Consider the following 14,342-nt stretch of genomic DNA (forward strand, 5'->3'; position numbering starts at 1 on the left):
ACGGGTCGGAGGGATCGCGGTGGCTGTTAACGTACGAAATACCGAATCAATCCAGCATAAGTATGAAGGTATTGCAGATGAAGTGCTGGTGGATTATGTCCGGGAAGGTGACACCGGGGCGCTGGATTTTCTGATTACGAAATACCGCGGCTTTGTGAGAATGAGAGCCCGTTCGTACTTCCTGATCGGTGCTGATCAGGACGACATTGTTCAGGAAGGCATGATCGGTCTGTATAAAGCGGTCCGCGATTACCGCGGCAACAAGCAGTCGTCCTTCCGCGTGTTTGCAGAACTGTGTATCACCCGTCAGATTCTGACCGCGATTAAAATGGCCACAAGACAAAAACACATACCGCTCAATTCCTACGTTTCTCTCGATAAACCAATGTACGAAGACGGATCGGATCCAACCATGATCGACATGCTCTGCGGACACAGCGGTATGGACCCGGAGGAAGTGCTGATCAACCGGGAGGCGCTGCAGCACGCCGGGCTGAAAATGGATGAGATCTTAAGCGGACTCGAACGGGAAGTCCTGCTGCAGTACCTGGAGGGACGGACCTACCAGGAGATGTCGGATGATTTGAAGCGTCACGTAAAATCGATCGACAACGCCCTGCAGCGGGTGAAGCGGAAGCTGGAACGGTACGTCGAGCTCAAGGAAGTCAAGCTCTCCTGATGATTCACAAACGCTTCAGCATCAACTGTCTCCAGCCTGCGGGCTGCGGGGCAGTTTTTTTCGTAGTATAGGAATGTATAAGTTCTCATAACAAGAAGGCGACGGCTTCATGCGCTGCACGGGAAGAAGGAGGAACCCTTTCTTCCCTTAACAAGCCTGCGCCGGCCGACAGGGGGAAAATGCCTGCAGCAGCGTCCGTATGACGGGCGGCACAAGCCGGAACGCGCATTGACATGCCGGGCAGAGCTGTGATAAGTTCAATTAGTATGTAGAAGTACCGATTCAGAAAGGGGAGAGTCCCGATGAAGGTATCTCTCGCCTGCAGCACTTGTCACGCACGAAACTACACGACAGTAAAAACTACCGCTGATCAGGACAGACGATTACGCATAAAGAAATACTGCAGCCGGTGCGGCTGTCATACGATGCATGCAGAAACAAAGTAAGTGAGCACGGGGGTGTTAACATGGCGGAAGAAGCGAAAAAGACGAAGAGCCCGGTGAAGTTTCTGAAAGAAGTAGGCACCGAGATGAAGCGGGTCACCTGGCCGACAGCGAAGGAGCTGCGGAAGTACACCGGGGTCGTTGTGGCAACGGTTATTTTTATTTCCATTTTCTTTGCAATCTCAGATTTTGTAATTTCATCACTGCTGGAACTAATCACCGGCTGATCATTATGTGCAGTTAAAAGGAGGGAAGACAGGGCCGCCCTGACCAACTATGGAGAAAAATTGGTATGTAGTACACACGTATTCCGGCTATGAAAACAAAGTAAAAACAAACCTGGAAAAACGCGTTGAATCAATGGATATGGTGGATAAGATTTTCCGCGTTCTCGTCCCTGTAGAAGAAGAGACCGAAGTGAAGAACGGCAAAAGCAAGCAGGTCACGAAAAAGGTGTTTCCAGGCTATGTCATCGTAGAAATGGTGATGACGGACGACTCCTGGTACGTGGTCCGGAATACGCCGGGGGTGACAGGCTTTGTCGGTTCCTCCGGCGCCGGTTCGAAACCGACGCCGCTGCTGCCGGATGAAGTGGACGCCATCCTGCGTCAGATGGGTGTCACAACACCGAAGCAGGAAGTCAACTTTGATCTGAAGGAAGCGGTCAAAGTAAAAGAAGGGCCGTTCGCCGACTTTACAGGCACGATCGAAGATATTTCTGCCGAAAAGCAGAAGCTTAAAGTCCATGTAAACATGTTCGGCCGGGAGACACCGGTGGAGCTGGACTTCACGCAGGTAGAAAAAATATAAAATTCATTCTCTGATACGTCTTGTCAATCAGGGCGGATAGTGATAGAATTTGAATGTTGCTATGGAACGTGGACATTGCTGTTCACGTTCTTCCTGCGGATACGCAGGTTTTTTTGAGTGGGAGAGCAGACAGCTCGTCTACCACATCACGGACTTAAGGAGGTGTGTCGCGTGGCAAAGAAGGTCATTAAGGTTGTAAAACTGCAAATTCCAGCTGGTAAAGCCAACCCAGCGCCGCCGGTCGGCCCAGCATTGGGTCAGGCAGGTATAAATATCATGGGATTCTGTAAAGAGTTCAACGCGGAGACGCAGGAACAAGCTGGTCTGATCATTCCTGTAGAAATTACAGTATTTGAAGACCGTTCCTTTACATTCATTACGAAAACTCCGCCGGCTGCAGTTCTTCTGAAGAAAGCCGCAGGAGTCGAATCCGGTTCCGGCGAGCCTCACAAGAACAAAGTCGCTTCCGTCAAGCGGGATCAGGTACGTGAAATCGCGGAAACAAAGATGCCCGACCTGAACGCAGCGGATGTTGATGCTGCAATGCGTATGGTAGAAGGTACTGCACGCAGCATGGGAATCACGATTGAAGAGTAGGTCATAAAGACCTGAAAAGGTTGCGAGTAAATGGACTCTGTGTCCTGCCTGCCCTGCAGGTTCGCAACCTTTATTAGTGGGAGGTATAACCGCTAAAACCACAATGAGGAGGAAATCACATTGGCTGTAAAAGTAAGCAAGAAATACGAAGATGCACTCAAGCTCGTTGACCGTGAAAAAGCCTACACGCCTGCAGACGCTGCAGACGTAGTAAAGCAGACGGCAAAAGCGAACTTTGATGAGACAATTGAGCTTGCTGCACGCCTTGGTGTGGACCCGAAGAAAGCGGACCAGCAGATCCGCGGCGCGGTAGTACTGCCGCATGGTACAGGGAAGACACAGCGGGTAGCAGTATTTGCAAAAGGTGAGAAGGCGAAGGAAGCGGAAGAAGCAGGAGCAGACTTCGTCGGTGAGGAAGACCTCATCAACCAGGTAACCCAGGGCTGGATGGATTTCGACGTTGTTGTTGCAACGCCGGACATGATGGCTCAGGTTGGTAAGCTCGGCCGTGTACTCGGACCACGTGGTCTGATGCCGAACCCGAAAACAGGCACCGTAACGTTTGAAGTTACGAAGGCGATCGAAGAAATCAAAGCAGGTAAGGTGGAGTACCGTGTTGATAAGACCGGAAACATCCACGTACCAATCGGAAAAGCTTCTTTTGGAGCGGACAAGCTCGAAGACAACCTCCGTGCAATGATGGATACGATTGTTAAAGCAAAGCCTGCAGCAGCAAAAGGTACCTACATCCGTAACGTATCGGTTGCAGCAACGATGGGGCCGAGCGTAAAAGTCTCCACTAACGAATTTAAACTGTAGTTGACTTCGCCTGAACGGCGGGTTATACTGTTAGTTGTGAATAAAACAGATCATACCGTAGACAGCAGGTGCCGCGAGGCTTAAATATCCTGCCGAGGTTTGCAGCGGAATGCTCCTTCTTCTCGGAGAAGGCCTATATACGCCTGCCTCCATGTCTGCGGATGTGGAGGCTTTTTCTATGCTCTGCACCGAAGACGCAGGTATGAATCCTTTCACTACAGGAGGTGTCAACATGAGTACAGTGATCGAACAAAAGCAGGGAGTAGTGAATGAAATCACTACGAAACTGAAAGAAAGCCAGGCAGCGATCGTCGTGGACTACCGTGGACTGAACGTTGCGGAAGTAACGGAACTGCGTCAGCAGATGCGCGATGCCGGTATCGACTTCAAAGTGTACAAAAACACGATGGTCCGCCGTGCAACAGAAGCAGCTGATCTGACGGAGCTGGACGAGCATCTGACAGGCCCGAACGCAATTGCATTCGGCTACGATGATGTCGTACTGCCGGCGAAAATCCTCAACGATTTCGCAAAGGACCATGAAGCTCTGGAGCTGAAAGCCGGCGTTATCGAAGGAGAGTACGCAAGCCTCGATAAGGTAAAAGCATTGGCAAATCTTCCATCTCAGGAAGGACTCCTTTCCATGCTCGCCAACGTCCTGCAGGCGCCAATCCGCGGACTTGCGATCGCAACAAAGGCTGTTGCCGACCAGAAGGAAGAAGAGAGCGCCTAAGGCAGAGCGCGTAATCGCCTCATAATATTACCAACAGGAGGAATATAATCATGACGAATCAAGAGATCATCGATGCGGTAAAAGAAATGTCCGTACTGGAACTGAACGATCTTGTTAAAGCAATTGAAGAAGAATTTGGTGTAACAGCAGCAGCACCGGTAGCGGTAGCAGGCGCTGGAGAAGCAGCAGAAGAAGAGCAGACAGAATTCGACGTAGTACTCGAAGATGCTGGTTCTTCCAAGATCGGCGTTATCAAGGTTGTTCGTGAACTTACGGGTCTCGGCCTGAAAGAAGCGAAAGCACTTGTTGACGGCGCGCCATCTGCAATCAAAGAAGGCGTAGAGAAAGAAGATGCAGACCAGATGAAGTCTCAGCTTGAAGAAGCTGGAGCGAAGATCGAGCTTAAGTAAGTCGTTCTTTCATCTCTGCAGCCCGCTCTGGATCATCCGGAGCGGGCTTTTTTTCTTCTCAGGGAAGGGAAGAAGGCGGCGGATCCGCCGCTCCGTGCGCTCGGCGCGGAAAAACGATGGACCACGTACCGGAGGCGCTGGATCAGCTGCTGCAGGCACGTGGAGAAGGTACAATGACACGACACCGCAGGGCTCGTCCGCGGTGGAAAGGAAGGAAGCACCATGACAGATCATTATTATTCGTCCAGACCGGAGAAGCGGAGCAGCCGCCGCGAACTCCGTGTATCCGCAGCAGGAGTGGAGCAGACGTATCAAGTGGATCACGGCGTGTTTTCCAAAGGTGGACTGGATGAAGGTTCCCGGCTGTTGATTGAATCGTTCGAAGCCCCGGAAGTGGAAGGAGCATTTCTCGACGCCGGCTGCGGCTGGGGACCGATCGGCATCTCCATCGCCCAGCAGTATCCGGAACGCACCGTGCACATGATCGACGTGAATGAACGCTCCGTCATGCTCGCCTCGGAAAACACCATTCTCAACCACTGTCCAAACACCGAAGTGCGCCAGCAGGACCTGCTGGAAGGAGAAGCGCCGGCATCCTACGCAGCGGTGATGACCAATCCGCCGATCCGCGCTGGAAAGCAGGTTGTATTCCGTCTGTATGAGCAGGCCTGGGACGTGTTGAAACCGGGTGGAACGCTGACGGTTGTCATTCAGAAGAAGCAGGGAGCGCCGTCCACGAAGAAAAAGCTCGAAGAACTCGGCTTCAGCGTCACGGTACCGGCGAAGGAGAAAGGGTACTTTATCTTCAGGGCAGAAAAGCATTGACGCTTGTAAGCCGCTGTGTTATTGTTATTTAATGCGTATGAATATGACAATAGGACTCTTACGCCCTTATTGTCGTCCGGCCAATGTCTATAGTTGAAAATAGAGTAAGTGAGGGAAAAAGGGTGATTTCGTACAAACGATGTAATGTCTTCGGAGTAGTGCTGAGACGTTGAACCCTTTTTTTCTTTGTTTTGAACCATCAATCACACCGTATCGATGCTTCATTATATCCTTCCTTTTTGACATTGGCAATCCAGACATCCAATGAGAATAGAGTCAGCACGCTGTCAGTCAAAGGCATTCACATGTCTTTTGATGATAAAAACGTTAGGTTTGAGGGGTGAATGAGTTGACAGGTCAACTAGTTCAGTATGGACGCCACCGCCAGAGAAGAAGTTACGCCCGGATCAATGAAGTGCAGGACCTTCCGAACTTGATTGAAATTCAGACGGCTTCTTATGAATGGTTTCTTGATGAAGGTATTCAGGAAATGTTCCAGGACATTTCCCCGATTGAGGATTTCACTGGAAATCTCCGATTGGAGTTCGTGGGTTACAGCTTAGGGGAGCCTAAGTATCCCGTAGACGAATCAAAAGAGCGCGATGTCACGTATTCCGCTCCGCTTCGTGTCAAGGTACGCCTGATTAATAAGGAAACCGGCGAAGTGAAAGAGCAGGAAGTATTCATGGGTGATTTCCCACTCATGACAGACACAGGTACGTTTGTGATCAACGGTGCCGAGCGGGTAATTGTTTCCCAGCTTGTCCGTTCCCCAAGCGTATACTTCAGCGAAAAGTACGATAAAAACGGCAAAAAAGGCTTTACAACCACGGTTATTCCTAACCGCGGTGCATGGCTGGAACTGGAAATGGATGCAAAGGACGTCGTTTACGTTCGTATTGACCGCACGCGGAAAATTCCGGTGACGGTACTGCTGCGCGCACTGGGATTCGGCTCTGATCAAGAAATCATTGATCTTCTTGGTGAAGATGAATTCCTGCGTAACACGCTGGATAAAGATAATACCGATGGTTCCGAAAAAGCGCTGCTCGAGATCTACGAGCGCCTGCGCCCTGGTGAACCGCCGACAGTAGACAGTGCCAAGAGTCTGCTGGAGTCCCGCTTCTTCGATCCGAAGCGGTATGACCTGGCAAATGTCGGTCGTTACAAGATGAACAAAAAGCTTCATATTAAAAACCGCCTCTTCAACCAACGACTTGCTGAAACACTGGCAGATCCGGAAACAGGAGAAGTGCTGGCAGAAGAAGGGACGACGATCGACCGACGTGTGCTCGACCGCCTCATTCCTTACTTCGAAAACGGCGTCGGCTTCACACGCTATACGCTTCAGGGCGGCGTCATCGATGATGAAGAAGTCGATCTGCAGTCCGTGATGATTTATTCGCACAACAACTACGATGAGCCGATGCCGATCCGCGTGATCGCCAATGGCGAAATCGACACGAGCATCAAAAACATCACGCCGGCAGACATTATTTCTTCCATCAGCTACTTCTTCAATCTGCTTCACGGTGTCGGCAACACAGACGATATCGACCATCTCGGCAACCGTCGTCTGCGTTCTGTCGGTGAGCTGCTGCAGAACCAGTTCCGCATCGGGCTCTCCCGTATGGAGCGTGTCGTCCGTGAACGGATGTCCATCCAGGACACTGGTTCGATCACACCGCAGGCGCTCATCAACATCCGCCCGGTAATCGCGTCCATCAAAGAGTTCTTCGGCAGCTCCCAGCTTTCGCAGTTCATGGACCAGACGAATCCACTGGCCGAGCTTACGCATAAGCGCCGTCTCTCTGCTCTCGGACCCGGCGGACTGACTCGTGAACGTGCCGGCTTTGAAGTGCGTGACGTACACTACTCCCACTACGGGCGTATGTGTCCGATCGAAACGCCGGAAGGACCGAACATCGGGCTGATCAACTCCCTGTCCTCCTTTGCAAAGGTGAACAAGTTCGGTTTCATCGAGTCTCCGTACCGTCGCGTGGATCATGATCAGGCGATCGTAACAAGACAGGTCGACTACCTGACCGCAGACGAAGAGGACAACTACGTGGTAGCCCAGGCGAATGCGAAGCTGGATGAAGAAGGCCGTTTCGTGGATGAAAACATCATCTGCCGCTTCCGTGGTGAAAACATCATTGTTGCCCGCGACCGCGTCGACTACATGGACGTGTCGCCAAAACAGGTTGTTTCCGCTGCGACCGCGTGTATTCCGTTTCTGGAAAATGACGACTCCAACCGTGCCCTGATGGGAGCAAACATGCAGCGCCAGGCGGTACCGCTCCTCGAGCCGCGCTCTCCGCTCGTCGGAACCGGCATGGAGTACGTATCCGCTAAAGACTCCGGTGCTGCGATCGTTGCTCTGCAGCCGGGTCGAGTTGAAAAAGTCAGCGCCGACTTCGTCGATGTCCGTGAAATCAAGGAAATCGAAGGAAGCGAAGTGGAAGGCAACGTCAAGCGCTACAGCATGACCAAGTTTGAGCGTTCCAACCAGGGGACATGCTACAACCAGCGTCCAATCGTGGCTGAAGGCATGATCGTCGAGAAAGGCGAAATCCTCGCTGACGGTTCATCCATGGAAAAAGGGGAAATGGCACTCGGCCAGAATGTGCTCGTCGGCTTCATGACATGGGACGGGTACAACTACGAGGATGCGATTATCCTAAGTGAACGACTCGTGAAAGATGATGTCTATACGTCAATCCACATCGAGGAGTACGAATCCGAGTCCCGTGATACGAAGCTCGGGCCGGAGGAAATCACGCGAGACATCCCGAACGTCGGGGACGATGCGCTCCGCAATCTGGACGAACGTGGGATTATCCGCGTTGGTGCAGAAGTGAAAGACAGCGATATTCTCGTCGGTAAGGTGACGCCGAAGGGTGTTACGGAACTGAGCGCAGAAGAGCGCCTCCTCCACGCGATCTTCGGTGAAAAAGCGCGTGAAGTACGGGATACCTCCCTGCGTGCTCCGCACGGCGGCGACGGCATCGTGCTGGACGTAAAAATCTTCAACCGTGAAGACGGCGACGAACTGCCGCCCGGCGTGAATCAGCTTGTGCGTGTCTACATCGTGCAGAAGCGTAAGATTCACGAAGGCGATAAGATGGCCGGCCGTCACGGAAACAAAGGTGTTATTTCGAAAATCCTTCCGGAAGAAGATATGCCGTATCTGCCGGACGGTACACCAATCGACATCATGCTGAACCCGCTCGGTGTTCCTTCCCGAATGAACATCGGTCAGGTACTGGAGATGCACATGGGAATGGCAGCACGTCAGCTAAACATGCACATCGCAACACCTGTATTTGACGGAGCGGACGAGGACGATGTCTGGTCCACGATCGAAGAAGCAGGCATGGCCCGCGACGGAAAAACCGTCCTTTACGACGGCCGTACCGGAGAGCCGTTTGACAGCCGTGTTTCTGTCGGCGTGATGTATATGATCAAGCTGGCACACATGGTAGACGACAAGCTCCATGCCCGTTCGACCGGCCCGTATTCCCTTGTTACCCAGCAGCCGCTTGGTGGTAAGGCGCAGTTCGGTGGTCAGCGTTTCGGTGAAATGGAAGTCTGGGCACTCGAAGCCTACGGCGCTGCCTACACGCTTCAGGAAATCCTCACCGTCAAATCCGATGACACCATCGGCCGTGTGAAGACGTATGAAGCGATTGTTAAAGGAGAAAATGTACCGGAGCCGGGTGTACCGGAATCGTTTAAAGTACTGATCAAAGAGCTGCAGAGTCTTGGTATGGACGTGAAGATGCTCTCCAGCAATGACGAAGAAATCGACATGCTGGAACTGGATGAAGACGAGGAACAGGGAAGCGACAAGCTGAACCTGAACCTGGAGACGAGCGAAGAATCGAACGCGTAACCGGCGAACTTGAATTGCTGAAAGGGAGGTTGGCCCCTTGATAGATGTAAATAATTTTGAGTATATGAAAATCGGTCTTGCTTCTTCCGATAAGATCCGTTCCTGGTCCCGCGGCGAAGTAAAAAAGCCGGAGACGATCAACTACCGTACGCTGAAGCCGGAAAAAGACGGTCTGTTCTGTGAACGTATTTTCGGACCGACAAAAGACTGGGAATGCCACTGCGGTAAATATAAGCGCGTCCGTTACAAAGGCGTTGTGTGTGACCGGTGCGGGGTGGAAGTCACCCGCGCCAAGGTCCGCCGCGAGCGCATGGGACACATTGAACTTGCTGCTCCGGTGTCGCACATCTGGTACTTCAAAGGAATTCCGAGCCGTATGGGCCTTGTACTGGACATGTCGCCACGTTCCCTTGAAGAAGTGATCTATTTCGCTTCCTACGTAGTAACGGACCCGGGCGATACACCGCTTGAGGTGAAGCAGCTGCTTTCCGAGAAGGAATACCGCAGCTATTACGACAAGTACGGCCGTTCTTTCTCTGCAGGCATGGGCGCGGAAGCGATCCGTAAACTGCTGGAAGATATCGACCTGGATAAAGAAGCCAACATGCTGAAAGAAGAGCTTGAAACAGCACAGGGACAGCGCAGAACCCGTGCGATCAAACGTCTCGAAGTGCTGGAGGCTTTCCGTCATTCCGACAACGATCCGAGCTGGATGGTTCTCGACGTGCTCCCGGTAATTCCACCGGAAATCCGTCCGATGGTCCAGCTGGACGGTGGCCGTTTCGCCACCTCGGATCTGAACGATCTGTATCGACGGGTCATCAACAGAAACAACCGCCTGAAGCGTCTGCTTGATCTCGGTGCGCCGAGTATCATCGTCCAGAACGAAAAGCGGATGCTGCAGGAAGCCGTAGACGCCCTGATCGACAACGGACGACGCGGCCGGCCGGTTACTGGACCGGGTAACCGTCCACTGAAATCTCTTTCTCACATGCTTAAAGGTAAGCAGGGACGATTCCGTCAGAACCTGCTCGGAAAGCGTGTAGACTACTCCGGCCGTTCGGTTATCGTCGTCGGGCCGAGCCTGAAGATGTATCAGTGCGGACTGCCGAAGGAAATGGCGCTCGAGCTGTTCAAGCCGTTCGTCATGAAAGAGCTCGTCAGCAAAGGACTGGCTCACAACATTAAAAGTGCCAAGCGCAAAGTAGAGCGCGTGAATCCGGAAGTATGGGACGTGCTGGAAGCTGTCATCAAAGAGCATCCAGTTCTGCTTAACCGTGCACCGACACTGCACCGTCTCGGTATTCAGGCGTTCGAACCGACACTCGTCGAAGGACGTGCCATCAAGCTGCACCCGCTCGTATGTACTGCCTACAACGCAGACTTTGACGGGGACCAGATGGCGGTACACGTACCGCTCTCTGCCGAAGCACAGGCGGAATCCCGTCTGCTGATGCTCGCAGCCCAGAACATTCTGAACCCGAAGGACGGCAAGCCGGTTGTAACGCCATCCCAGGATATGGTTCTCGGTAACTACTACCTGACACTGGAGCGCGCAGGCGCCGTCGGAGAAGGAAGCATCTTCCATCATCCGGATGAAGTGCTGAACGCGTACCAGAACGGCTACGTGCATCTGCATACGCGTATCGCACTGCCGGTACAGTCGATCAACAAATCGAACTTCCGCAGTGAATTCAGCGACCATCTGATGCTGACATCCGTCGGTAAGGTAATTTTCAACGAGATCCTCCCGCAATCGTTCCCGTATGTCAACGAACCGACAGCAGGGAACCTGGAGATCGAAACGCCGGAACAGTATTTCGTTACACCGGATACCGACATCAAAAAATTATACGAAGAACGAGATATCGTACCGCCGTTTAAGAAAGGCTTCCTCGGCGATATTATCGCAGAGGTCTTCAAGAAATTTAAGATTTCCGAAACATCCGTCATGCTCGATAAGATGAAGGATCTTGGTTTCTATTACTCCACGAAAGCCGGAATCACCATCGGGGTCTCCGACATCGTCGTACTCGAGGACAAGCAGGAAATCCTCGACGAGGCTGAAGAGAGAGTATCCAAGGTGAGCAAGCAGTTCCGACGCGGTCTTATCACCGAAGAGGAACGATACGGCAAGGTCATTGAGATCTGGGGCGAGGCCAAAGATGTCATTCAGCAGAAGCTTCTCGGAACACTCGATAAGACGAACCCGATCTTCATGATGAGTGACTCTGGTGCCCGGGGTAACGCCTCGAACTTCACACAGCTTGCGGGAATGCGCGGGCTGATGGCGAATCCATCCGGACGAATCATTGAGCTTCCGATCAAGTCCAGTTTCCGTGAAGGTCTGACCGTACTCGAGTACTTTATTTCCACACACGGTGCGCGTAAAGGTCTTGCCGATACGGCACTGAAGACAGCCGACTCTGGTTATCTGACACGCCGTCTTGTCGATGTTGCCCAGGACGTGATCGTACGCGAAGACGACTGCGGCACAGACCGTGGACTGGACGTCAGTGCGATCCAGGAAGGCGCCGAAGTCATTGAACCGCTTTACGACCGTCTCGTCGGCCGTGTAGCGTTCCAGAATGTGTATCATCCGGAAACCGGCGAACTGCTGGCACCGCGTAACGAAGAAATGTTTGAAGACACAGCGAAAATCATTGAAGACGCAGGAGTCAAAACGGTCCGCATCCGTTCCGTCTTCACCTGTGATACACGTCACGGTTCCTGTAAGAAATGTTACGGACGTAACCTGGCGACAGGAGCAGAAGTGGAAGTCGGCGAAGCCGTCGGTATCATCGCAGCCCAGTCGATCGGTGAGCCGGGTACTCAGCTGACGATGCGTACGTTCCACACAGGCGGGGTTGCCGGAGACGACATCACCCAGGGTCTGCCGCGTATCCAGGAAGTATTTGAAGCGCGTAATCCGAAAGGACAGGCGATCATTTCCGAGATTGACGGTCAAGTGACCGACATCCGGGAAGCTTCCGACAAGAAAGAAATTGTCGTACAGAGCCGTATTGAGAGCCGGACGTACACCGCGCTCGCACAGGCCCGTTTCAAAGTTGACATCGGCGACAACGTCCATCCCGGGCAGGAACTCACAGAAGGTTCGATCGATCCGAAAGAACTTCTGACTGTTTCCGGTGTCCAGGGTGTGCAGGAATACCTGCTGCGTGAAGTGCAGAAGGTATACCGTATGCAGGGTGTTGAAATCGGCGACAAGCACGTCGAAGTCATGGTCCGTCAGATGATGCGGAAAGTCCGCGTGATTGACGCCGGAGATACCACGGTACTGCCGGGATCCCTGGTGGAAATCCATCAGTTCAACGAAGTAAACAAGGACATCCTCATTAAAGGTGGACGTCCAGCAACCGGACTTCCGGTACTTCTCGGTATCACGAAAGCATCTCTCGAAACGGACTCCTTCTTGTCCGCAGCCTCCTTCCAGGAGACGACGCGGGTACTCACCGATGCAGCCATCAAAGGAAAGCGCGATGAGCTCGTCGGTCTGAAGGAGAACGTCATCATCGGTAAGCTCGTTCCTGCCGGTACCGGCATGCAGCGCTACCGTCAGATGCAGCATGTGGATAAACATGCATCGCAGGACAAGGAAGTACTGGAAGAAGTAACAGTTCCTGAAGAAGAGTAATACGTTCCCGCCGGGTGCGCCCGGCGGGATTATTCCGGGAGCGGGAGTGCCGGCTGATTTTCTTTCCGGAAATGGTTGACACTCTCTGGACCCGGTGGTACTATATCTAAGTGTGCCAAATACCTGTTGCTTTGGAGGATCCTCATGTCTTATGAAAAAGTAGCCCAGGCGGACGAAAAGGTCGTCGGCACGAAGCAAACGTTAAAAGCACTGGAAAGCGAACAGGTCAAAGAACTTATTGTTGCAGAAGACGCGAGCCGCGACATTCTTCACAAAGTGTTGACCCTGGCAGAAACCGGATCTGTACCGGTCGGCTACGTCGACTCGATGCAGAAGCTCGGAAAAGCCTGCGGTATCGACGTGAACGCAGCAATAGTTGCCATTAAAAAGTAAAAAGAGTTTTTGCTGCGCCCATCAGCACGGCAAAAACTTTCTCTTTACCCAAGTGTGAACCACCTGGACCAGTGGGCTTGCATTTTACTACGAAAGGAGGAACCATCCATGCCAACAATTAACCAGCTGGTTAAAAAAGGACGTAAGTCCAAGCTGCAGAAATCCGACTCCCCGGCGCTGAACAAAGGCTACAACAGCTACAAGAAGCACCAGACAGACGAGGATTCTCCGCAAAAGCGCGGAGTCTGCACGCGGGTTGGTACTATGACGCCGAAGAAGCCGAACTCGGCCCTGCGTAAATATGCGCGTGTGCGTCTGACCAACCAGATTGAGGTTACTGCCTATATCCCTGGTATCGGTCACAACCTGCAGGAGCACAGTGTTGTTCTAATCCGTGGAGGCCGTGTAAAGGACCTTCCGGGTGTACGTTACCACATCGTACGCGGTGCGCTTGACACTGCCGGCGTTGAAGGACGTAAACAGAGCCGTTCCAAGTACGGCACAAAGAAAGCCAAGAAATAAATCAGCTTTTCATTATGACTGAAAGGAGGGACCTTAATGCCTCGTAAAGGACCAGTACCACGCCGCGATGTATTAGCAGATCCTATCTATAAGAGTAAACTCGTTACCCGCCTGATCAACCGTATCATGATCGATGGGAAAAAAGGAGTTGCACAGAAATCGCTTTATAATGCATTCGATCTCGTCCGTGAACGATCCGGTAAGGATCCTCAGGAAGTATTCGAAGAAGCACTCAAGAACATCATGCCGGTTCTGGAAGTAAAAGCACGCCGTGTCGGTGGTGCAAACTACCAGGTACCAATCGAAGTGAAGCCGGACCGCCGCACGACGCTCGGTCTGCGCTGGCTCGTGAACTACGCTCGTCTCCGTGGTGAGAAAACGATGGAAGAGCGTCTTGCAAACGAGATCCTCGATGCAGCAAACAATACAGGTGCAGCGGTGAAGAAGCGCGAAGAAACGCACAAGATGGCAGAAGCCAATAAAGCATTCGCCCATTACCGCTGGTAGAATACTGTACTGCCTGAAAACGGGGAGCAGCGCTCTCCGTCTTTCAGCGCAATT

The 14,342-nt window shown here is 52.4% G+C and carries 14 protein-coding genes and 1 other annotated feature; all 14 genes read left to right on the forward strand.

The annotated features are described in order from the left end of the window. Positions 1-19 precede the first annotated feature (19 nt). The 14 genes from sigH (at position 20) to rpsG (ending at position 14,288) form a co-directional block, all read left to right on the forward strand. Complete coding sequence (gene sigH / locus G477_RS0104560) at positions 20-679, forward strand: RNA polymerase sporulation sigma factor SigH (RefSeq protein WP_026696939.1); 660 nt, start codon at positions 20-22, stop codon at positions 677-679. A 302-nt stretch (positions 680-981) separates the two neighbouring features. Next, a complete protein-coding gene (gene rpmG / locus G477_RS20880; RefSeq protein WP_084406129.1) occupies positions 982-1,125 on the forward strand; it encodes a 50S ribosomal protein L33 in 144 nt (47 codons plus the stop codon). Between the two features lie 20 nt (positions 1,126-1,145). After that, positions 1,146-1,349 carry a preprotein translocase subunit SecE gene (gene secE / locus G477_RS0104565; RefSeq protein WP_026696940.1) on the forward strand — a complete coding sequence of 68 codons (204 nt, stop codon included), beginning with the start codon at positions 1,146-1,148 and terminating at the stop codon, positions 1,347-1,349. A 49-nt stretch (positions 1,350-1,398) separates the two neighbouring features. Continuing rightward, positions 1,399-1,932 carry a transcription termination/antitermination protein NusG gene (gene nusG / locus G477_RS0104570; RefSeq protein WP_026696941.1) on the forward strand — a complete coding sequence of 178 codons (534 nt, stop codon included), beginning with the start codon at positions 1,399-1,401 and terminating at the stop codon, positions 1,930-1,932. 171 nt (positions 1,933-2,103) lie between these two features. Continuing rightward, a complete protein-coding gene (gene rplK, locus G477_RS0104575; protein WP_026696942.1) occupies positions 2,104-2,529 on the forward strand; it encodes a 50S ribosomal protein L11 in 426 nt (141 codons plus the stop codon). Positions 2,530-2,649: 120 nt separating this feature from the next. Beyond that, entirely contained in the window at positions 2,650-3,348 is a 699-nt protein-coding gene (rplA, locus tag G477_RS0104580; protein ID WP_026696943.1) for a 50S ribosomal protein L1, read from the forward strand. 37 nt (positions 3,349-3,385) lie between these two features. Further along, positions 3,386-3,534 (forward strand) — a sequence feature (ribosomal protein L10 leader region). 46 nt (positions 3,535-3,580) lie between these two features. Further along, positions 3,581-4,081 (forward strand): 50S ribosomal protein L10, encoded by a 501-nt coding sequence (rplJ, locus tag G477_RS0104585; RefSeq protein WP_026696944.1) that lies wholly within the window; start codon positions 3,581-3,583, stop codon positions 4,079-4,081. A 50-nt stretch (positions 4,082-4,131) separates the two neighbouring features. Further along, positions 4,132-4,491: a 50S ribosomal protein L7/L12 gene (gene rplL / locus G477_RS0104590; protein ID WP_026696945.1), complete on the forward strand. Its 360-nt coding sequence runs from the start codon at positions 4,132-4,134 to the stop codon at positions 4,489-4,491. A 222-nt stretch (positions 4,492-4,713) separates the two neighbouring features. Beyond that, positions 4,714-5,316 (forward strand): class I SAM-dependent methyltransferase, encoded by a 603-nt coding sequence (locus G477_RS0104595; protein WP_026696946.1) that lies wholly within the window; start codon positions 4,714-4,716, stop codon positions 5,314-5,316. A gap of 349 nt (positions 5,317-5,665) precedes the next feature. Continuing rightward, positions 5,666-9,211, forward strand: a complete 3,546-nt coding sequence (gene rpoB / locus G477_RS0104600; RefSeq protein ID WP_026696947.1) for a DNA-directed RNA polymerase subunit beta — start codon at positions 5,666-5,668, stop codon at positions 9,209-9,211. Between the two features lie 37 nt (positions 9,212-9,248). Then, on the forward strand, positions 9,249-12,866 hold the full coding sequence (gene rpoC / locus G477_RS0104605; protein WP_026696948.1) for a DNA-directed RNA polymerase subunit beta': 3,618 nt from the start codon (positions 9,249-9,251) through the stop codon (positions 12,864-12,866). Positions 12,867-13,010: 144 nt separating this feature from the next. Further along, positions 13,011-13,259, forward strand: a complete 249-nt coding sequence (locus tag G477_RS0104610) for a 50S ribosomal protein L7ae-like protein (protein ID WP_026696949.1) — start codon at positions 13,011-13,013, stop codon at positions 13,257-13,259. A gap of 108 nt (positions 13,260-13,367) precedes the next feature. After that, positions 13,368-13,781, forward strand: a complete 414-nt coding sequence (rpsL, locus tag G477_RS0104615; protein ID WP_026696950.1) for a 30S ribosomal protein S12 — start codon at positions 13,368-13,370, stop codon at positions 13,779-13,781. A gap of 36 nt (positions 13,782-13,817) precedes the next feature. Continuing rightward, positions 13,818-14,288, forward strand: coding sequence for a 30S ribosomal protein S7 (gene rpsG / locus G477_RS0104620; protein ID WP_026696951.1), 471 nt, complete (start codon positions 13,818-13,820; stop codon positions 14,286-14,288). Positions 14,289-14,342: the final 54 nt, after the last annotated feature.

It is taken from the genome of Alkalicoccus chagannorensis DSM 18086, assembly GCF_000429725.1.
GTDB classification, from domain to species: domain Bacteria; phylum Bacillota; class Bacilli; order Bacillales; family Salisediminibacteriaceae; genus Alkalicoccus; species Alkalicoccus chagannorensis.